At 75.4% G+C, this 16313-nt stretch carries 11 protein-coding genes; 9 read left to right on the top strand and 2 right to left on the bottom strand.

Annotated elements, in window-relative coordinates; translation table 11 throughout:
- Nucleotides 1-237 precede the first annotated feature (237 nt).
- The gene (locus ABZ693_RS09850; RefSeq protein WP_359875273.1) at nt 238-1659 is read left to right on the top strand and encodes a HEAT repeat domain-containing protein; all 1422 of its coding nucleotides are present in this window, start codon (nt 238-240) and stop codon (nt 1657-1659) included.
- A gap of 134 nt (nt 1660-1793) precedes the next feature.
- On the opposite strand, the gene ABZ693_RS09845 is transcribed toward ABZ693_RS09850, so the two are convergent.
- Nucleotides 1794-2102 carry a hypothetical protein gene (locus ABZ693_RS09845; protein WP_359875272.1) on the bottom strand — a complete coding sequence of 103 codons (309 nt, stop codon included), beginning with the start codon at nt 2100-2102 and terminating at the stop codon, nt 1794-1796.
- Between the two features lie 130 nt (nt 2103-2232).
- On the opposite strand from ABZ693_RS09845, the gene ABZ693_RS09840 reads away from it, so the two are divergent.
- The 5 genes from ABZ693_RS09840 (at nt 2233) to ABZ693_RS09820 (ending at nt 13678) form a co-directional block, all read left to right on the top strand.
- A complete protein-coding gene (locus ABZ693_RS09840) occupies nt 2233-5940 on the top strand; it encodes a hydantoinase B/oxoprolinase family protein (RefSeq protein WP_359875270.1) in 3708 nt (1235 codons plus the stop codon).
- A 45-nt stretch (nt 5941-5985) separates the two neighbouring features.
- Nucleotides 5986-7512, top strand: a complete 1527-nt coding sequence (locus ABZ693_RS09835) for a hypothetical protein (protein ID WP_359875269.1) — start codon at nt 5986-5988, stop codon at nt 7510-7512.
- 110 nt (nt 7513-7622) lie between these two features.
- Nucleotides 7623-7985 (top strand): hypothetical protein, encoded by a 363-nt coding sequence (locus ABZ693_RS09830; RefSeq protein ID WP_359875268.1) that lies wholly within the window; start codon nt 7623-7625, stop codon nt 7983-7985.
- Nucleotides 7982-8887 (top strand): hypothetical protein, encoded by a 906-nt coding sequence (locus ABZ693_RS09825; RefSeq protein ID WP_359875267.1) that lies wholly within the window; start codon nt 7982-7984, stop codon nt 8885-8887. The genes ABZ693_RS09830 and ABZ693_RS09825 overlap by 4 nt, the downstream gene beginning before the upstream one ends.
- Before the next feature lie 93 nt (nt 8888-8980).
- Nucleotides 8981-13678, top strand: coding sequence for a hypothetical protein (locus ABZ693_RS09820; protein ID WP_359875266.1), 4698 nt, complete (start codon nt 8981-8983; stop codon nt 13676-13678).
- Nucleotides 13679-13754: 76 nt separating this feature from the next.
- Here ABZ693_RS09820 and ABZ693_RS09815 read toward each other — a convergent pair whose 3' ends face one another.
- Nucleotides 13755-14210 (bottom strand): hypothetical protein, encoded by a 456-nt coding sequence (locus ABZ693_RS09815; RefSeq protein WP_359875265.1) that lies wholly within the window; start codon nt 14208-14210, stop codon nt 13755-13757.
- 179 nt (nt 14211-14389) lie between these two features.
- On the opposite strand from ABZ693_RS09815, the gene ABZ693_RS09810 reads away from it, so the two are divergent.
- Genes ABZ693_RS09810 through ABZ693_RS09800 form a run of 3 tightly spaced genes read left to right on the top strand, consistent with a single transcriptional unit; the run spans nt 14390 to nt 16313 of the window.
- A complete protein-coding gene (locus ABZ693_RS09810) occupies nt 14390-15037 on the top strand; it encodes a hypothetical protein (protein WP_359875264.1) in 648 nt (215 codons plus the stop codon).
- A complete protein-coding gene (locus ABZ693_RS09805) occupies nt 14923-15681 on the top strand; it encodes a sensor histidine kinase (RefSeq protein ID WP_359875369.1) in 759 nt (252 codons plus the stop codon). Before ABZ693_RS09810 ends, ABZ693_RS09805 begins: the two co-directional genes overlap by 115 nt.
- Nucleotides 15666-16313, top strand: a complete 648-nt coding sequence (locus ABZ693_RS09800; protein WP_359875263.1) for a response regulator transcription factor — start codon at nt 15666-15668, stop codon at nt 16311-16313. Before ABZ693_RS09805 ends, ABZ693_RS09800 begins: the two co-directional genes overlap by 16 nt.

Genomic DNA, 16313 nt, shown 5'->3' with positions numbered 1-16313 from the left:
CGGTTGAACCCCAGGTGAGACGGCGCGGTAAATGTGGTCGCGGTGGCGAAATGGGTGGGTCATCATGACGTCGGGCCCGCAGGGGGCCACCGACGAGAGGCAGAGGAAGATGGTCACTGACAAGCACAGGACGACGGACGGCCCGACATGTTGCCGCGCGGCCTAGGCGAACAGCCTGTCCCGGTTCATCACGGATTCCCCCCGGTCGTGTCGACAGCTTGATATGAGGCGTCTTCCATGTTCGATCCAGTCATAGCGCCGAGCGGCACTCTGCTCGGTCTGCTGCAGAGGGGCCGCGGCGACGGCACCCTCCACGCGCTCGCCGCACCACGTGCCGAGGCCCTCGCGGCCCTGAACCACTGCGTTCTCGGCGACCCGCGCCAGGACTGGCGGGTCGAGAACCGCTCGCTCTATTACGCACGGCTCTACCTGGACCTGCACGGCGGTCTGGAGGAGATCGAGGCGCACCTCTTCGATGTCGAGGACCAGCTCGACACCGAGGAGTCCCGGACCGGGCTCGCGCTCGCCGTCCTCGGGCACCTCGCCTCCTACGGGCGCCACGACGCGCTGCTGCTCCTGCGCCGTTACGCGGCCGGCGGGGCCAGCTGGGCCTGGGCCCTCGACGAGCTCGCGCTGCGCGACGACGACGCGGGCCTGCGGACCCTCGCCGGTCCCGTCCTCGCCCGCTTCCCGGCCACCCCGGAGGGCGAGGCCGCGCTCGCCGCCGCCGTCCGCGACGCCTACGAGCCCCGCCCCTGGCGGCTGTGGGCCGAAGACCCGCGCGAGACGGTCGGCGCCCGCATCCGGGCCGCCCGCGAGCAGGGCTCCTTCGACCGCTGGCAGCGGCAGCTGCGCCCCACCGGGCCCCGCCCCGGCTGGAGCGTGCGCGCCGTCCTCGACTGGGCCCAGGAGGGCCACGAGCGGGGTACGGACCTGAGCGGGCCCGCCGCCCGCTGCCTGGTCGCCGTCGCCGCGCCCGAGGACCGCGCCACGCTCCTCGACGCCGCCGCCGGAGGACCCGACGGCGCCCGCCGCGCCGCGCTGCACTACCTCGCCGAGGCCCAGGACCCCGGGGTCCTCGACCTCATCGAATGCGCCGTCGACGACGGTTCCCACGCCGTCGCCGACGCGGCCGTCACCGCGTACCGGCGGATGCCCGGCGAGGCGGCCGTCGACCGCGCGCGACGGTGGATCCGACGCCCCGACGCGCTCGGCGCCGCGGCGGCCGGGACGCTCGCCTGCCGCGGCGGCACCCAGGACTCCCCCCGCGTCCTCGGCGCCCTGCGAGAGATCGTGCGTACCCAGGGCCCCGACGCGCCCGCGCTCTATCCGCTCGTGGACGGCGCCGGACGCCTCGGCATCGTCTGCGCGGCGGCCGTCCTGCGGCACGTCTATCGCGAGACGGCCTCCTCCCAGCTGCGCGGCCGTACGGCGACGGCACTGGCCGCCACCGACCCGAGCTTCGCGACGGGCTTCGCCGTCGAGTGCCTGTGGGACTGCGAGGAGACCACCCGCGAACTGGCCGCGCTGCACGCCGAGACCGGTGACGCGCGCGTGGCCGATCGCCTGCGCCGCCTCGCCGCCGACCCGGCCGAGGAGGCCGAGGTGCAGACGGCGGTCCGCAACCGCATCGGGCCGGATCTCGACCTCCAGGTCTGAGCGCCGGCACACCGGCGACCGTCGTACGGGGTGGCCCCATGGGGTCACCCCGTACGCGTGTCCGGCGTTCGGGGAGCGGGCACCTCGCGCGGCCCTGGACGGGCCCGCCCCCGACCTGGTGTTCCGTGCGGTCACTACCCGACGAGCTGCACGACTCCGGTGATCACGGCGGCGGGCCCGAGCACGGCGAGCACCCACGCGATGTTCTTCGTCCGCCGCCTTCCCTCGGGTTGCGCCGCACGCGGCGGACCGCCTCGCCCGTACGCCGCGTGGGCGTCCTGCCGCGTCCGATCGCCCCGGCCCGCCGTGCTCTCGGCGACGCCGGTCCGCCGGAGAGCGAGGAACCACCCGAACAGGCTTGCCAGCAGCCCCCAGACCAGCAGGAAGATCGCCAGCCCGTGCGGTGATATCCGAAGCCCCGTCAGACTCGTGAGCTCGTTCATGGTTTCCTCCCGGGCCGAGATCCGATGAGCACGCGCGGCACAGCCTAGAACCGATGATCACCCCGCACCCATGCCTCCCGGGAACGGCCGAAACCAGGACCCGGAACCGGCCCGAGGCCACAATGAGGGCATGACCGGACGCTGGGAGTTCTGGATCGACCGCGGCGGCACCTTCACCGACGTCGTGGGGCGGCGGCCCGACGGGCGGCTCGTCACCCGCAAGCTGCTCTCCCACGACCCCGCCCGCCGCCACGACGCCGCCGTCGCCGGCATCCGGCTCCTGCTCGGCCTCGAACCCGGCGAACCCGTGCCCGCCGACCGGATCGCCGTCGTCAAGATGGGCACCACCGTCGCCACCAACGCCCTCCTGGAACGCCGCGGTGAACCCACCGTCCTGCTCGTCACCACCGGCTTCCGCGACGCGCTGCGCATCGCCTACCAGAACCGCCCCCACCTGTTCGACCGGCACATCGTGCTGCCCGAAGCCGTCTACGCGCGCGTGATCGAGGTACCGGAGCGGATCGACGCCCATGGCGAGGTCCTCGTACCGCTCGACGAGGACGCGGTCGCGGCCGCCCTGGCCGCCGCCCACGACGACGGGCTGCGCTCCGCCGCCGTCGTCCTCCTGCACGGCTACCGCCACCCCGGCCACGAGGAGCGCGTCGCCGCCCTCGCCCGCGCCGCGGGCTTCCCCCAGGTCAGCTGCTCCCACGAGGTCAGCCCGCTGATCAAGCTCGTCCCGCGCGGCGACACCACCGTCGTCGACGCCTACCTCTCGCCGATCCTGCGCCGGTACGTCGACGAGGTCGCCCGCGACCTCGCCGGAATCCGCCTGATGTTCATGCAGTCCAACGGCGGTCTGCGGGAGGCCGCCCACTTCCGCGGCAAGGACGCCGTCCTGTCCGGCCCGGCCGGCGGCGTCGTCGGGATGGTCCGCACCGCCGCGCAGGCCGGCCACGACCGGGTCGTCGGCTTCGACATGGGCGGCACCTCCACCGACGTCTCCCACTACGCGGGCGAGTTCGAGCGCGAACTCGGTACCCAGGTCGCCGGGGTCCGGATGCGCGCCCCGATGATGAGCATCCACACCGTCGCCGCGGGCGGCGGCTCCGTGCTCCACTACGACGGCAGCCGCTACCGTGTCGGCCCCGACTCCGCGGGCGCCGTCCCCGGCCCCGCCTGCTACCGCCGCGGCGGCCCGCTGACCGTCACCGACGCCAACGTCATGCTCGGCCGGATCCAGCCGGGACACTTCCCCGCCGTGTTCGGCGAGCACGGCGACCAGTCGCTGGACGCCGAGGTCGTCCGCGAGAAGTTCACCGCCCTCGCCGCCGAGACCGGCGGCGGCCGCACCCCCGAGGACGTCGCCGGCGGCTTCCTGGAGATCGCCGTCCTCAGCATGGCCAACGCCGTCAAGAAGATCTCCGTCCAGCGCGGCCACGACATCACCCGCTACGCCCTCACCAGCTTCGGCGGCGCCGGCGGCCAGCACGCCTGCGCCGTCGCCGACGCGCTCGGCGTCGACACCGTCGTCGTCCCGCCGCTCGCCGGCGTCCTGTCCGCGTACGGCATCGGGCTCGCCGACGCCACCGCCATGCGCGAACGGTCCGTCGAAGCGGGCCTCGACGAGCCCGGCACCGCCGACCGGGTCCAGCGGCTCTGCGCCGCACTTGCCGACGACACCCGCGCCGACCTGCGCGCCGACGGACTCCCCGACGAGGCGGTCACCACTCACGCGCGCGTACTGTTGCGGTACGCCGGAACCGACGCGAGCCTCCCCATACCCCTCGCCTCCGCCGACGAGATGAGCGCCGCGTTCACGGCGCTGCATCGCGCGCGGTACGGCTTCACCACGGACGCGCCCCTCGTCGTCGAGGCCGTCTCGGTCGAGGCCGTCGGCACGGCCGGTCCGCACGGTCCCGTCGTCGTCCCCGCCGGCACCCGCCACGGCGGCGCCCTCACCCCGCGCGCCACGGTCACCACGTACAGCGGCGGCACGCCGGCCGACACCCCGCTCTACCGGCGCGAGGACCTGCGCCCCGGCGACACCGCCACCGGCCCCGCCGTTCTCGCCGAGGCCGACGCCACCACCGTGGTCGACCCCGGCTGGGCCGCCACCGCCACCGACGGCGGTCATCTGCTGCTGCGCCGGGTCACCCCGCGTCCCGCCCGTACGGCCGCCGGCACCGACGTCGACCCGGTCCTCCTGGAGGTCTTCAACAACCTCTTCATGGCGATCGCCGAGCAGATGGGCGTCCGCCTGGAGAACACCGCCCGCTCCGTCAACATCAAGGAGCGCCTCGACTTCTCCTGCGCGCTCTTCGACCCCGACGGCAACCTCATCGCCAACGCCCCCCACATCCCCGTCCACCTCGGCTCCATGGGGGAGTCCATCAAGGAGGTGCTGCGGCGCGACCGGGACGAGCTGCGCCCCGGGGACGTGTACGCCATCAACGACCCGTACCACGGCGGCACCCACCTGCCGGACGTCACCGTCGTCACCCCCGTCTTCGACGACGCCGGAACCGACCTGCTCTTCCTCGTCGCCTCCCGCGGCCACCACGCCGAGATCGGCGGCATCACCCCCGGCTCCATGCCCGCCTTCAGCCGCACCATCGAGGAGGAGGGCGTCCTCTTCGACAACTGGCTCCTCGTCCGCGACGGCACGCTGCGCGAGGCCGAGACCCGGGCCCTGCTCGCCGACGCCCCGTACCCCTCCCGCGATCCCGACACCAACCTCGCCGACCTGCGCGCCCAGATCGCCGCCAACGAGAAGGGCATCGAGGAACTGCGCAAGACCGTCGACCAGTTCGGCCTCGACGTCGTCCACGCGTACATGCGGCACGTCCGGGCCAACGCCGAGGAGTCGGTCCGCCGGATCATCGCCACCCTCCACGACGGGTCCTGTCGCTACGAGACGGACGACGGCGCCGTCATCCAGGTCGCCGTCCGCGTCGACCGTGCCCGCCGCTCGGCCGTCCTCGACTTCACCGGCACCTCGCCCCAGAGGCCCGGCAACACCAACGCGCCCACCGCCGTCGTCATGGCCGCCGTCCTGTACGTCTTCCGCACCCTCGTCGCCGACGACATCCCGCTCAACAGCGGCTGCCTCGAACCCCTCGACGTCCGGGTGCCGCCCGGCTGCATGCTCGCGCCCGAGCCGCCCGCCGCCACGGTCGCCGGCAACGTCGAGACCTCCCAGGCCGTCACCGGCGCCCTGTACGCCGCCCTCGGGGTCCAGGCGGAGGGCTCCGGCACCATGAACAACGTCACCTTCGGCAACGACCGTGTCCAGTACTACGAGACCGTCGCCAGCGGCTCGGGCGCCGGGGACGGTTTCGACGGCGCCGACGCCGTCCAGACGCATATGACCAACTCCCGGCTCACCGACCCCGAGATCCTGGAGTGGCGCCTGCCCGTCCGCGTCGACTCGTTCGGCGTCCGCGAGGACAGCGGCGGCCGCGGCCGCTGGCACGGCGGGGCCGGGGTCGAGCGCCGCATCCGGTTCCTGGAGCCGATGACCCTCGCGCTGCTGACCGGACACCGCCGCGTCCCCCCGTACGGCATGGCGGGCGGCGAGCCGGGCGCGCTCGGCGCCAACACCGTGGAACGCGCCGACGGCACCGTCGACGACCTCGGCGGCATCGACACCACGGACGTCGGCCCCGGTGACGTCCTCGTCGTCCGCACCCCGGGCGGGGGCGGCTACGGCCCGCCGGAGGACGTCAAGAAGGACGTCAAGAAGGACGTCAAGAAGGACGAGGAGGACGACGACAAGGAGGGCGGCGGGAACGCCCCTTCGCAGCCGCCCGGCCCGGCCGTGCGACCGGGCACATAATCGCCGTTTCGACCGTAGTCGCCGCGAGGACCTAGTCTGTGCACCGTGACTTCGCCTGCCTCGACGGACCTTGCTCCGCCCCAGCTCAGCGCGGGGCCGCGCCCCGCGCAGGGCCCGGCCGCCGACGAAGGGCTCGCGCGGCGGCTGCGCGCGCTCGCGTGCACCGCTCCGCTGCACGACCTCGACGTACGCAAGGCCAATCTGGCGGGCGAGTACTCGGTCTACGCGATGGCCGAGGTCGCCCTCGCCGCGATCGACCTCGTCACCCTCCACATGGACTTCGACACCGGCGCCGACCACGACCAGGTCGTCACCCGGCTGCTGCCCCGCGTCGCCGCGCAGGCCCCCGAGCGCCCCGCCGCCGAGCACGAGCGGGTGGCCCGCTGGGTCCTGGAGAACCTGATCAACGTCGGCAGTGTCGACCGCGGCTTCCGCGCCGTCTACGGCACCTTCGGCTCCGACGGGGTCTACACGCGTCGCGACTACGACTTCAAGCTCATCGAAGAGGTCCCCGGCTACGGCGGCGGAGTCTGCCTGCGCACCACCGACGAGGCCGTCAACGTCCTGGTCGGCGCCCTCGACACGGACGTCACCAGCGCCCAGATCGCCGCCGAGGTGAAGCTGGAGGTGCTCATCCGCCGGGGCCGCCTCGCCGACGCCCAGCTCGCCGCCGAACAGGCCCGCTACCGGACCGTGCAGTACGCGGAGACCCTGCGCCGCACCCTGGAGGCCACCCGGCGCAACGTGCGCGCGGTCGACTGGCTCAACACCGTCCCCGACATGATCGCCGAGGCGCTGGAGCACGTCGCCGACCGCTACCGGCACGAGAACGCGATCCTCACCAACATCCGCAAGGCCCGCGACGAGGCCGAGGACCAGGAGCACAAGCGCCGCGCCGCCGAGCTCGTCGACATCGTCAAGGACTGCATCCGCCGGCACACCCAGCTCCAGTCCCGGCTCCTGGAGGCCGGCCCGCTGTTCCGCGCCGAGCAGGACCGCCAGGCGTTCGCCGCGCCCACCGCGTACACCGGACTCGACCTGTACGGGCAGCTGCTCGCCCCGGTCCTGCCGCTCCCGGCCGAGCAGGCCACCCGGGTCACCGACGCCTTCTTCGCGCACGGCACCGGACTGCGCACCCCCGCCTCCGTCCGGATAGGCGATCTCGTCGACCTGCTGCTCACGCCGCCCGTGGAACGCCAGCACCTCGGCGCGGAGATGCCCGAGCCGGACCTGATCGCCACCCCCGACGACAGCCGCTTCAGCGAGGAGCAGCTGGCGAGCGCCATGGAACTGCTCGACCTGGAGCACGACGCCCCGCGCCGGCTGTCCGGACTGCTCGCCGAAGCCCGGCTGCGCGACCCCGACCTGCCCTATCTGGTCGCCCTGCTCGCCGTGCACGCCGCCAGCCCGCCGGTCGGCACCGCCTACCGCCAGGGCGAGGAGCGGCTGCTCTTCGCGGTCGACGACGGCACCCCGCTCGACGACCACGAGTTCGGCGGCGCCGACCTCATCGTCGGCACCGCGCTCCTCGACGCCGTCGGCATGGCCGCCGACCGTACGGAGGCCTCGTGACCGAGCCGTCCACGCCACCGTCCGCGCGGCCGTCCGCGCCGCTTCCGCCGGATGGTGACGCACCGGCGCGTTCGGGCGAGGAACCGCCGGCCGCGGCCGGGTCGCCCTCCGTGCCCGGGGAAGGCGCCGACACCGGCATCCACACCCCCGCCCTGCGCGTGACGCACATCGTCGTCCAGCGGCCGGACGGGACCGGGGCACCGCGTCCGGCCGCCGCCGGATCGTCCCCGCGCGCGTACGTCCGGGCCGTACCGCTGCCGCGCGGCCGGCGCCTGGACGCCGAGCCCGGCGGCGCGTCCGGCACGGAGCCCCCGCGCCCCGTACGGACCGTCGCCGTGACGCCCGTACGCCTGCCCCTGCCCGAACCCGTGGCCCCGCACGAACCCGTGGCCCTGCCCGGGTCCGAGCCCCGGCCCGAACCCCAGCCCGAACCCGAGTCACCGAACCGCCGTACCGAGGAGTCCCAGCCGTGAGCGAACACCACGTCGAGCACACCGAGGCGTGGAACGAGCCGGAGGCCCCGCAGACCCCGGCCGCGCACCCCGCAGCCACGGCGCTCACCCCCGCCGACGCGGCCGACGCCGCCCGGCTCGTCTCCTTCGGACTCCAGCCCAAGCTGCTGCCCGCCCGCGACGCCGAGTACGCCGAACTGCTCCGCCGCTACCGCGAGGACCCCGGTTTCGCGCGCCTCGCCGACGCCGTCGCGACCGGCCTCGGCCTTGTTGTCCTGGAGGTCTCCCCGCGCGCGGGCATGGCCGTCACCGCCGCCGAGGACTCGGTCTTCGCGGTCCGCATGGGCGACTACGCCCGCCGTGCCGCCACCGACTCCGCCGACCGCTTCCTGCACGGCCTCGCCCACCTCGCCGTCGCCGCCATGGCCTTCCCGAGGCCCGAGGACCTGGCCGACGACGGCTACATCGGCCGGCTCACCGTCAACGGCGTCGACACCTTCGTCCGGCAGGCCTGCCGCCGCCTGGAGGAGCGTGCCGAACAGGACGGGGAGAACACCGACCCGGCCACGGACGCCCCCGGACTGGAGGCCGCCTGGCGGATCTACGCCCGGCGCAGCGCCACCGGCGCCACCAAGGACGCCCGCCGTCTGGCCGGTTCCACCACGGGCATCGTCGGCAAGGCCGTCGCCTTCCTCACCGACTCCGGCTTCCTCCAGCGCACCGGCGACGAGTCCGGCGGTGCCTACCGCACCACCGCCCGCTACCAGCTCCAGGTCCGCGACATGGCCGGCAGCGCCGCCCTGACCGAACTGCTCGAACTGGGCGTCGTCTCCGTCAGCGACGGCTCCGCGACCCTCCTGCCGCCGCCCGAGGGCGACGACCTGGAACTCGCCGCCGACGCCGGCCTGCCCTTCCACGCCTGACCCCCGACTGCCGCCCCACCGTCTCCCCACCTCCCTTCACGCAGTCCGATCCGCCGCCCGATCCCCGCACGACACGACGAGAGTCCGCCGCACATGTACGAGCTGTCCCGGGTCCGCCTCTACTCCATCGGCCCGGCCGGTGCCCGCTACGCCGACACCGTTCTGGACCTGCGCGGGGTCGGCGCACCCGTGCCCCGTCCCGCGCCCACCCAGGCGGAGTTCTTCGAGGAGGAACCGGTCGGCCCGCCGCGCCGCCCCGCCCCCGCCGGCGTGCTCTTCCTGGAGAACGGCGGCGGCAAGTCCGTCCTGCTCAAGCTGATCTTCTCGGTCATGCTCCCGGGCCACCGCAACACCCTCGGCGGCGCCAGCTCCGGCGTGCTCCGCAAGTTCCTGCTCGCCGACGACTGCGGCCATGTCGCCCTGGAGTGGCAGCACACCCTCACCGGTGAACTCGTCGTCGTCGGCAAGGTCAGCGAGTGGCGCGGCCGTCAGGTCTCCAACGACCCGCGCAAGTTCGCGGAGGCCTGGTACTCCTTCCGCCCCGGCCCCGGGCTCAGCCTGGACAACCTGCCGGTCGCCGAGGCCACCGCCGTCCGCCCGCCCGTCGAGGGCGCGTCCGGCGCCACCGGCCGCCGCCGCACCATGAAGGGCTTCCGCGACGCCCTCACCGAGGCCGGCAAGGCGTACCCGCACCTGGAGGTCGTCTGGGAGGAGATCCACGACCGCTGGAACGAGCACCTTGGCGAGCTGGGCCTCGACCCCGAACTCTTCCGCTACCAGCGGGAGATGAACGCCGACGAGGGCGAGGCCGCCGGCCTCTTCGCGGTCAAGAAGGACTCCGACTTCACCGACCTGCTGCTGCGCGCCGTCACCGACACCCGCGACACCGACGGCCTCGCCGACCTGATCAGCGGCTTCGGCAACAAGCTCGGCCGGCGCGCCGAACTCACCGCCGAACGCGAGTTCACCGCCGGCTCCGTCGACCTGCTCACCCGGATCGTCGAGGCCACCGAGACCCGCGCCCGCACCCGCGACGTCCACGCCGGGGCCGAGCGCCGCACCCGCGCCCTGGCCCGCCGGCTGTCCGCCCGCGCCGGCGCGGAACGCGCCCGGGCCGCCGAGCTCGCCCAGCAGGTCACCTCCGCCGCCCACGCCGTCTCCGAAGCCGAGACCGCCCGCGGCCGGGCCTCCCTCGTCGCCGCCGAACTCGCCTACCGGCACGCCTCGCTGGCACTCGCCGCCGCCGAGAAGGGCGCCGCCGCCCAGCGCCGCGAACTCATCGACGCCCGCACCCTGCACGCCGCCTGGCAGGCCGCCGAGTCCGTGCTGCGCCACCGCGCCGCGAGCGACCGCTCCGCGCGCGTCGCCACCGCCATCCGCGAGGCCGAGCGGGACGCCGCCCCGGCGCTCGCCGCCCGCGCCAAGGCCGCCGCCGATCTGGTACGGGCCCTCGCGTCCGCCGCCGAGGAGGGCGAGCGGCACGCGGCCGAGGAGGAGGAGCGGGGGGCCATCCTCCAGGAAGCCGGCGAGGCCGCCCACCGCGACGCCACCTCCGCCGCCACCGAGGCCCAGCGCGCCCGCAGCGAGGCCGGCCACCTGCGCCAGCGCCTCGCCGAGGTCGAGCAGGAGACGGCCGAGGCCGTCCGGGCCGGCTGGCTCGACGACACCGCGCCCGACGCCGACCCGGCCCGTGCCGCGCTCGCCGCCGCCGACGCCGAGAAGACCACCGTCGCCGCCTGGGACACGGCGCGCGAGGCCGCGCGGACCGCCACCGAGCGGGCCCGCGAGACGGCCGCCGCCGAATCCCGCGCCGAACTCGCCGCCGCCCGCGCCGCCGACGCCGCCGAGGCCGCGCGGCACTCCTACGACGCCGAGCGCCGCGCCGCCGAGTCGCTGGCCGCCGAACCGCGCCTGGCCGACCTGCTCGGCCTGCCCGGCACGGCCGCCCCGGGCGGATCCCCGCTCCCGGGCCAGCGCACCGGCGACACCGCGTCCACCGCGGAGGAGGCCGTCGCCGAGGAGACCGCGGCCGACGGCGCCGCCCTCACGGTCACCGAGTTCGACCGGAACGCCGACGACCTGCGGGCCCTGCTCGACCAGTCCATCGCCACCGCCGAGCGCCAGCTCTTCGACCTGCGCACGGCCGCCGCCGACGACAACCGCATCCTCGGCGCCCTCGGCGACGGCGGTCTGCTGCCGCCCGGCCCCGACGTCCTGGCCACCGTCGAGTTCCTCGGCGAGCACGGTATCCCCGCCCTCCCCGGCTGGCGCTACCTCGCCCAGTCCGTCGACCCGGCCGACCACGCCGCCGTCCTCGCCGGCCGCCCCGAGCTGGTCGACGGCGTCGTGATCACCGACCCCGCCTCGTACGTCCGGGCCCGCGAGGCGCTCGCCGGCGCCGCCCTGCTGCCCCGTTCCACCGTGGCCGTCGGCACCGCCGCCGCCCTCCTCGCCCCCGTGCCCGCGCCCGACGCCGCGCAGGACACGGACGTCTTCCTCGTGCCGCCGAACCCGGCCATGCACGACGAGCACGCCGCCGACGAGGAACGCCAGGCCCTGCGCGCCCGCGCCGCCGCCCGCGACGAGGAGATCCGGACCCTCGCCGGCCGGCTCACCGGCGACCGCTCCCTCGCCGCCCGCATCGGCGCCTGGCGCGCCGACTGCCCGCTCGGCATGCTCGCCGAACTGGCGGCGGCCGCCGCGGCCGCCCGGACCGCCGCCGAGACCGCGACCGCCGCCCTCGCCGAGGCCCGTACGGTACGGGCCGAGGCCGACGAGGCCGCCGCCGAGGCCCGCACGGTGCGCGACGAGCGCCAGGAGGCCGCCCAGCGCGCCCGCCGCGCCGCCGACGCCCTCGCCGGACTCGCCTTCCGGCTCCGAGAGCGCTCCGCCTGGCCGGTCAAGCTGCGCGAACTCGCCGACGACGCCACCGAGTACGAGGCCCGCGCCCAGGTCTGCCTGGAGCGCGCCCGCGCCGCCGACGAGGACCGCCGCGCCGCCCAGCGCGCCGCCGACGACGCCCACCGCACCGCCCGCGCCCTGCGCGCCGAGCGCGCCGAGATCGCCGGCGCCCCCGAGAGCCTCCCGGAGGAGGACCCGGCCGCGCCGCGCGTCGCGCTCTCCGTGCTCCGCGAGGCGTACCGGGCCGCGTCCCAGGTGTACGAGAAGGTCGGCGTCGGCGCCGACCTGCGCGCCGAGCAGGCCCGCGCCGAGAGCGACGAGTCCGCCGCCCTCGCCGAACTCGACCGGCTCACCAACAAGGTCCGCACCCGCGCCGAGCAGCTCCTGGAGTCCACCGACGGCGCCGACGGCCCGTCCCGCCAGGCCGCCGCCGCCCGCGCCGAGGAACTGGTCCACAAGCTGGAGTCGCGCACCTCCGAGGCCAGCGAGAAGCTGGGCCGGCTGCGCGGCGAGGCCGAGCGGCTGGCCCCCGAGGACGGCGAGGCGCACACCGAGCTGTCCGAGGAGCTGATCCCTGGCGACGCCGACCACGCCCAGACCCTGCTCCGTACGGCCACCGGCGAACTCGCCGCCCGCACCGACGCGCTGGAGGCCGCGCGCGCCGCCCACGCCGGGCTGCTCCAGGGCCACCGGGCCGCCGAGGACGCCGCCGGCGGCTTCGACGAGACCGCCGCCCTGCTGCGCGACCTGCTCCGAGACAACCCCGACATCACCGACGCCGAGCAGGAGGAGCCCGAGCCGTACCCGGGCCCGCTCGCCGAGGCCCGCACCGCCGCCGCCGAGGCCCGCCGCTCGCTGCGCGGCTGCGCCGCCGACCTGTCGGCCGCCGACGCCGCCGTCCGCGAGGCCGGCGACATCCTCGTCCGGCACGCCAACTCCACCCGCTACGAGCAGGTCCGCACTCCGGCCCGGCAGCAGATCCGCGAACTGCCCGCCGCCGCGCTGCCGGAGCACGCGGCGAAGTGGGCCGAGGCGTTCGCGCCCCGGCTGCGGGTGCTCACCGACGAGCTGGCGCAGCTGGAGCGCAACCGCGACTCGATCGTCGACCGGCTGCGCGGCCTGGTGGAGTCCTCGCTCGCCACGCTGCGTTCGGCGCAGCGGCTGTCCCAGCTGCCCGAGGGCCTGGGGGAGTGGTCGGGCCAGGAGTTCCTGCGGATCCGCTTCGAGGAGCCCGACGCGGCCACCCTCACCGAGCGGCTCGGCGAGGTGGTCGACGAGGCCACCCGCGCCGCCGTGAAGAAGAACTCCGACCTGCGCCGCGACGGCATGTCACTGCTGCTGCGCGGAGTCCAGGCGGCGCTCGAACCGCGCGGCATCGCGGTCGAGATCCTCAAGCCGGACGCGGTGCTGCGCGCCGAGCGCGTCCCGGTCGGGCAGATGGGCGACGTCTTCTCCGGCGGCCAGCTGCTCACCGCCGCCATCGCCCTCTACTGCACGATGGCCGCGCTGCGCTCCAACGACCGGGGCCGCGACAAGCACCGGCACGCGGGCACCCTGTTCCTCGACAACCCGATCGGCCGCGCCAACGCCACGTACCTGCTGGAGCTCCAGCGGGCCGTGTCGGACGCGCTCGGTGTCCAGCTGCTCTACACCACGGGTCTGTTCGACACCACGGCGCTCGCCGAGTTCCCGCTGGTCATCCGGCTGCGCAACGACGCCGACCTGCGCGCGGGTCTGAAGTACATCAGCGTGGAGGAGCACCTGCGGCCGGGCCTGCCGCAGCCGGCCACCGAGGGCGGCGAGACGATCCACGGCGAGATCACGGCGACCCGGATGTTCCGCCGGTCGCCGGCCGAGGCCGCGACGACGGGCGCCGAGGCGCAGGCGTAGGCGTGGAACAGGCGACGGTCCGCCGGGAAGCATCGTGTTTCCCGGCGGACCGGCCCGTCTCCCGGCTCCGGCACCGTCACGCTCTCTGGCGGACCTTGGGGAAGACGGCGCGCAGCGCCGCGCGCCGGGTCAGGACCGCCACACCGGCGACGGGCAGCACGCAGACCGCCTGGAGCACGGCGTACCACGGTGGGCAGACCCCCGGGATCAGGTCCACGCCGACGATCGCGACCGGCAGGACGGCCGCGAGGCCGCGCAGCCGTTCGAAGGCTTTGCGGTCCCCCCGGGAGGCGGCGACGGCCAAGCGGTGCAGGAACACGGCGACGAGCGGCAGCAACACCGCCCTGACCCACATGAAGGTGTTCACAGGATGTCCGGCGCCCGCCACCGTGACGACGCCGGCGAGGGCGGCGCCGCCGAGCGCGCCGTAGAGCACGACGCAGCGCCGCACCGTGGTGAGGGCGTCGTGGGCGGGGGAGGCGTCGGCGAGGGCCGGCGCGGTCGTGGTGGCGTGCTGAGCGGTGAGGTCCATGCCCACGACACTACGAACGGACCGCCGGGCGCGGAATCGGCCTTGCCCCACGTCGGGGTGGGGCAAGCCCCACTCCTTGCCGGGCAAGAGCTCGGACGGCCCGCACGCGGTGCACAGTGGGAACGTGACAGCGGCGGACGGACCCGGGAACTCCCCGGGCCCGGGAACAGGGGGAGACCATGGGACGGCCAAGGGGCTGGGCGGTGGCGGCGGCCGTGGGATTCGTACGGGCCTGTGCCGTGGCGGCCGTGACCCTCCTGGTACCCGCCGTGTGGGCCGGAGCGGTGGCCCTGGGGATCCACTGGGGGGCGGGCAACCCCTGGTCCTGGCTGCTGCCGCTGATCCTGGTGGGCACGGGCACCCTCGCCCTGTCCGGCCCGGTCTGCCGGGCGGTCCGCTTCCTCGTCGCACGCTGGACCGGCACCGACCTGCCCGCCGGACACCGGCGGCCCGGCCCGGTCGGCCGGCTGTCCACCGGGTACTGGTGGAACGGCTTCTCCTACGAGCGCAGCCGCCGGGACGCCCTGCTGGACCAGAAGTGGCGGATCCGCTGGAGCGACCCGGCCACCTGGCGCGACCTGCGGTTCACCGCGATCGCGCCGTTCACCGCGGGCCTGGTCGCGGTCCTCCCGCCGGCCGGCGCGGCCTTCGCCGTGCTCGGGCTGAGCGGGGCCGGGCCCGCCCCGCCCAGCGTCTCGCCGGGGTGCTCGCCCTGCTGCTGGCCGTCGGCTCGGCCCCGTACGCGTGGCGGCCCGTCGAGCCGGTCGCCGTCCGCTTCCTGCGCCCGTCCCCGGCGATGGCCCTGGCCGACCGCGTCGGCGAACTGACCGCGCAGCGCGCCGACGTGACGGTCGCGCAGGCCGCCGAGATCCGCCGCATAGAGCGGAATCTGCATGACGGGGCGCAGGCCCGCCTCGTCGGGCTCGGGCTCTCGCTCGCGACCGCCGAGCGGCTGATGGACACCGACCCCGAAGGGGCCCGGGCGCTGATGCGGGACGCGCGGACCGGCGCCGCCGCCTCGCTGGCCGAACTGCGCGAACTCGTTCGGGGCATCAGCCCGCCCGTCCTGAGCGAGCGGGGGCTCGCCGACGCGATACGCGCTCTCGCCCTGGACGTCGCCCTCCCCGTCGATGTCGATGTCGACGCGGAGTCCGGCGGCGTTGGGGGCTTTCCCCGCCTGGAGGCGCCGGTCGAGTCGGCCGTCTACTTCGGTGTCGCCGAACTGCTCACCAACGTGGTGAAGCACGCCGGGGCCTCGCACGCGCGCGTCGCCCTCGCCGCCGGCCGGGACGGCTCCGGCGCGGTCGCCGAGGTCCGGGACGACGGCGGTGGCGGCGCGGGATTCGAGGCCGGCGGGGGCCTCGACGGGCTGCGCCGCCGCCTCGCGGTGTTCGACGGCACTCTGGAGGTCACGAGTCCGCCCGGCGGGCCGACGCGTGTCAGGATGACGGTGCCATGCGCGTTCTCGTAGCCGAAGACCTCTACCTCCTGCGGGACGGCCTGGTCCGCCTGATCGAGGCCTACGGGCACGAGGTGGTCGCGACCGCGGCCACCGGCCCCGAGACCCTCGACGCGTTGCGGACCTGGCGCCCCGACGTGTCCGTCATCGACGTCCGGATGCCGCCGACCCACCGGGACGAGGGCCTGCGGGCGGCTCTCGACGCCCGTGCCGAGGTGCCCGGGCTCCCGGTCCTGATCCTCTCCCAGCATGTCGAGCGGCTGTACGCCCGCGAGCTGCTGGCCGACGGTTCCGGCGGCGTCGGCTATCTGCTCAAGGAGAGCGTCTTCGAAGCCGAGCAGTTCGTCGACGCCCTGGAGCGCGTCGCGGGTGGCGGGACCGCCCTGGACCCGGCCGTGATCGCGCGGCTGCTGTCCGCTGGTTCCCCGGCCCGCGGTCTGGAACGGCTGACCGAGCGCGAGCACACGGTCCTGGCCCTGATGGCCGAGGGCCTGTCCGACCAGGCCATCGGCCGCCGCCTGTTCCTCAGCGAGGGCGCCATCGGCAAGTACACGACCTCGCTGTTCGGCAAGCTCGGCATCACCGACGACCAGGATGGCAACCGCCGGGTCCGCGCCGTCCTCGCCTACCTGGAGAAAACCTAG

The organism is Streptomyces laurentii (assembly GCF_040635425.1).
In the GTDB taxonomy this organism is placed as follows: domain Bacteria; phylum Actinomycetota; class Actinomycetes; order Streptomycetales; family Streptomycetaceae; genus Streptomyces; species Streptomyces laurentii.
The sequence above is the reverse complement of the archived record's forward strand: the minus strand, read 5'-3'. Positions and strand labels throughout refer to the sequence as shown.

What these genes read in the sequence shown, in the direction of transcription:
- ABZ693_RS09850 (WP_359875273.1), top strand. Translation starts at nt 238, where the DNA reads ATGTTCGATCCAGTCATAGCGCCGAGCGGCACTCTGCTCGGTCTGCTG.
- ABZ693_RS09845 (WP_359875272.1), bottom strand. Translation starts at nt 2,102, where the DNA reads ATGAACGAGCTCACGAGTCTGACGGGGCTTCGGATATCACCGCACGGG.
- ABZ693_RS09840 (WP_359875270.1), top strand. Translation starts at nt 2,233, where the DNA reads ATGACCGGACGCTGGGAGTTCTGGATCGACCGCGGCGGCACCTTCACC.
- ABZ693_RS09820 (WP_359875266.1), top strand. Translation starts at nt 8,981, where the DNA reads ATGTACGAGCTGTCCCGGGTCCGCCTCTACTCCATCGGCCCGGCCGGT.
- ABZ693_RS09815 (WP_359875265.1), bottom strand. Translation starts at nt 14,210, where the DNA reads ATGGACCTCACCGCTCAGCACGCCACCACGACCGCGCCGGCCCTCGCC.
- ABZ693_RS09810 (WP_359875264.1), top strand. Translation starts at nt 14,390, where the DNA reads ATGGGACGGCCAAGGGGCTGGGCGGTGGCGGCGGCCGTGGGATTCGTA.
- ABZ693_RS09800 (WP_359875263.1), top strand. Translation starts at nt 15,666, where the DNA reads ATGCGCGTTCTCGTAGCCGAAGACCTCTACCTCCTGCGGGACGGCCTG.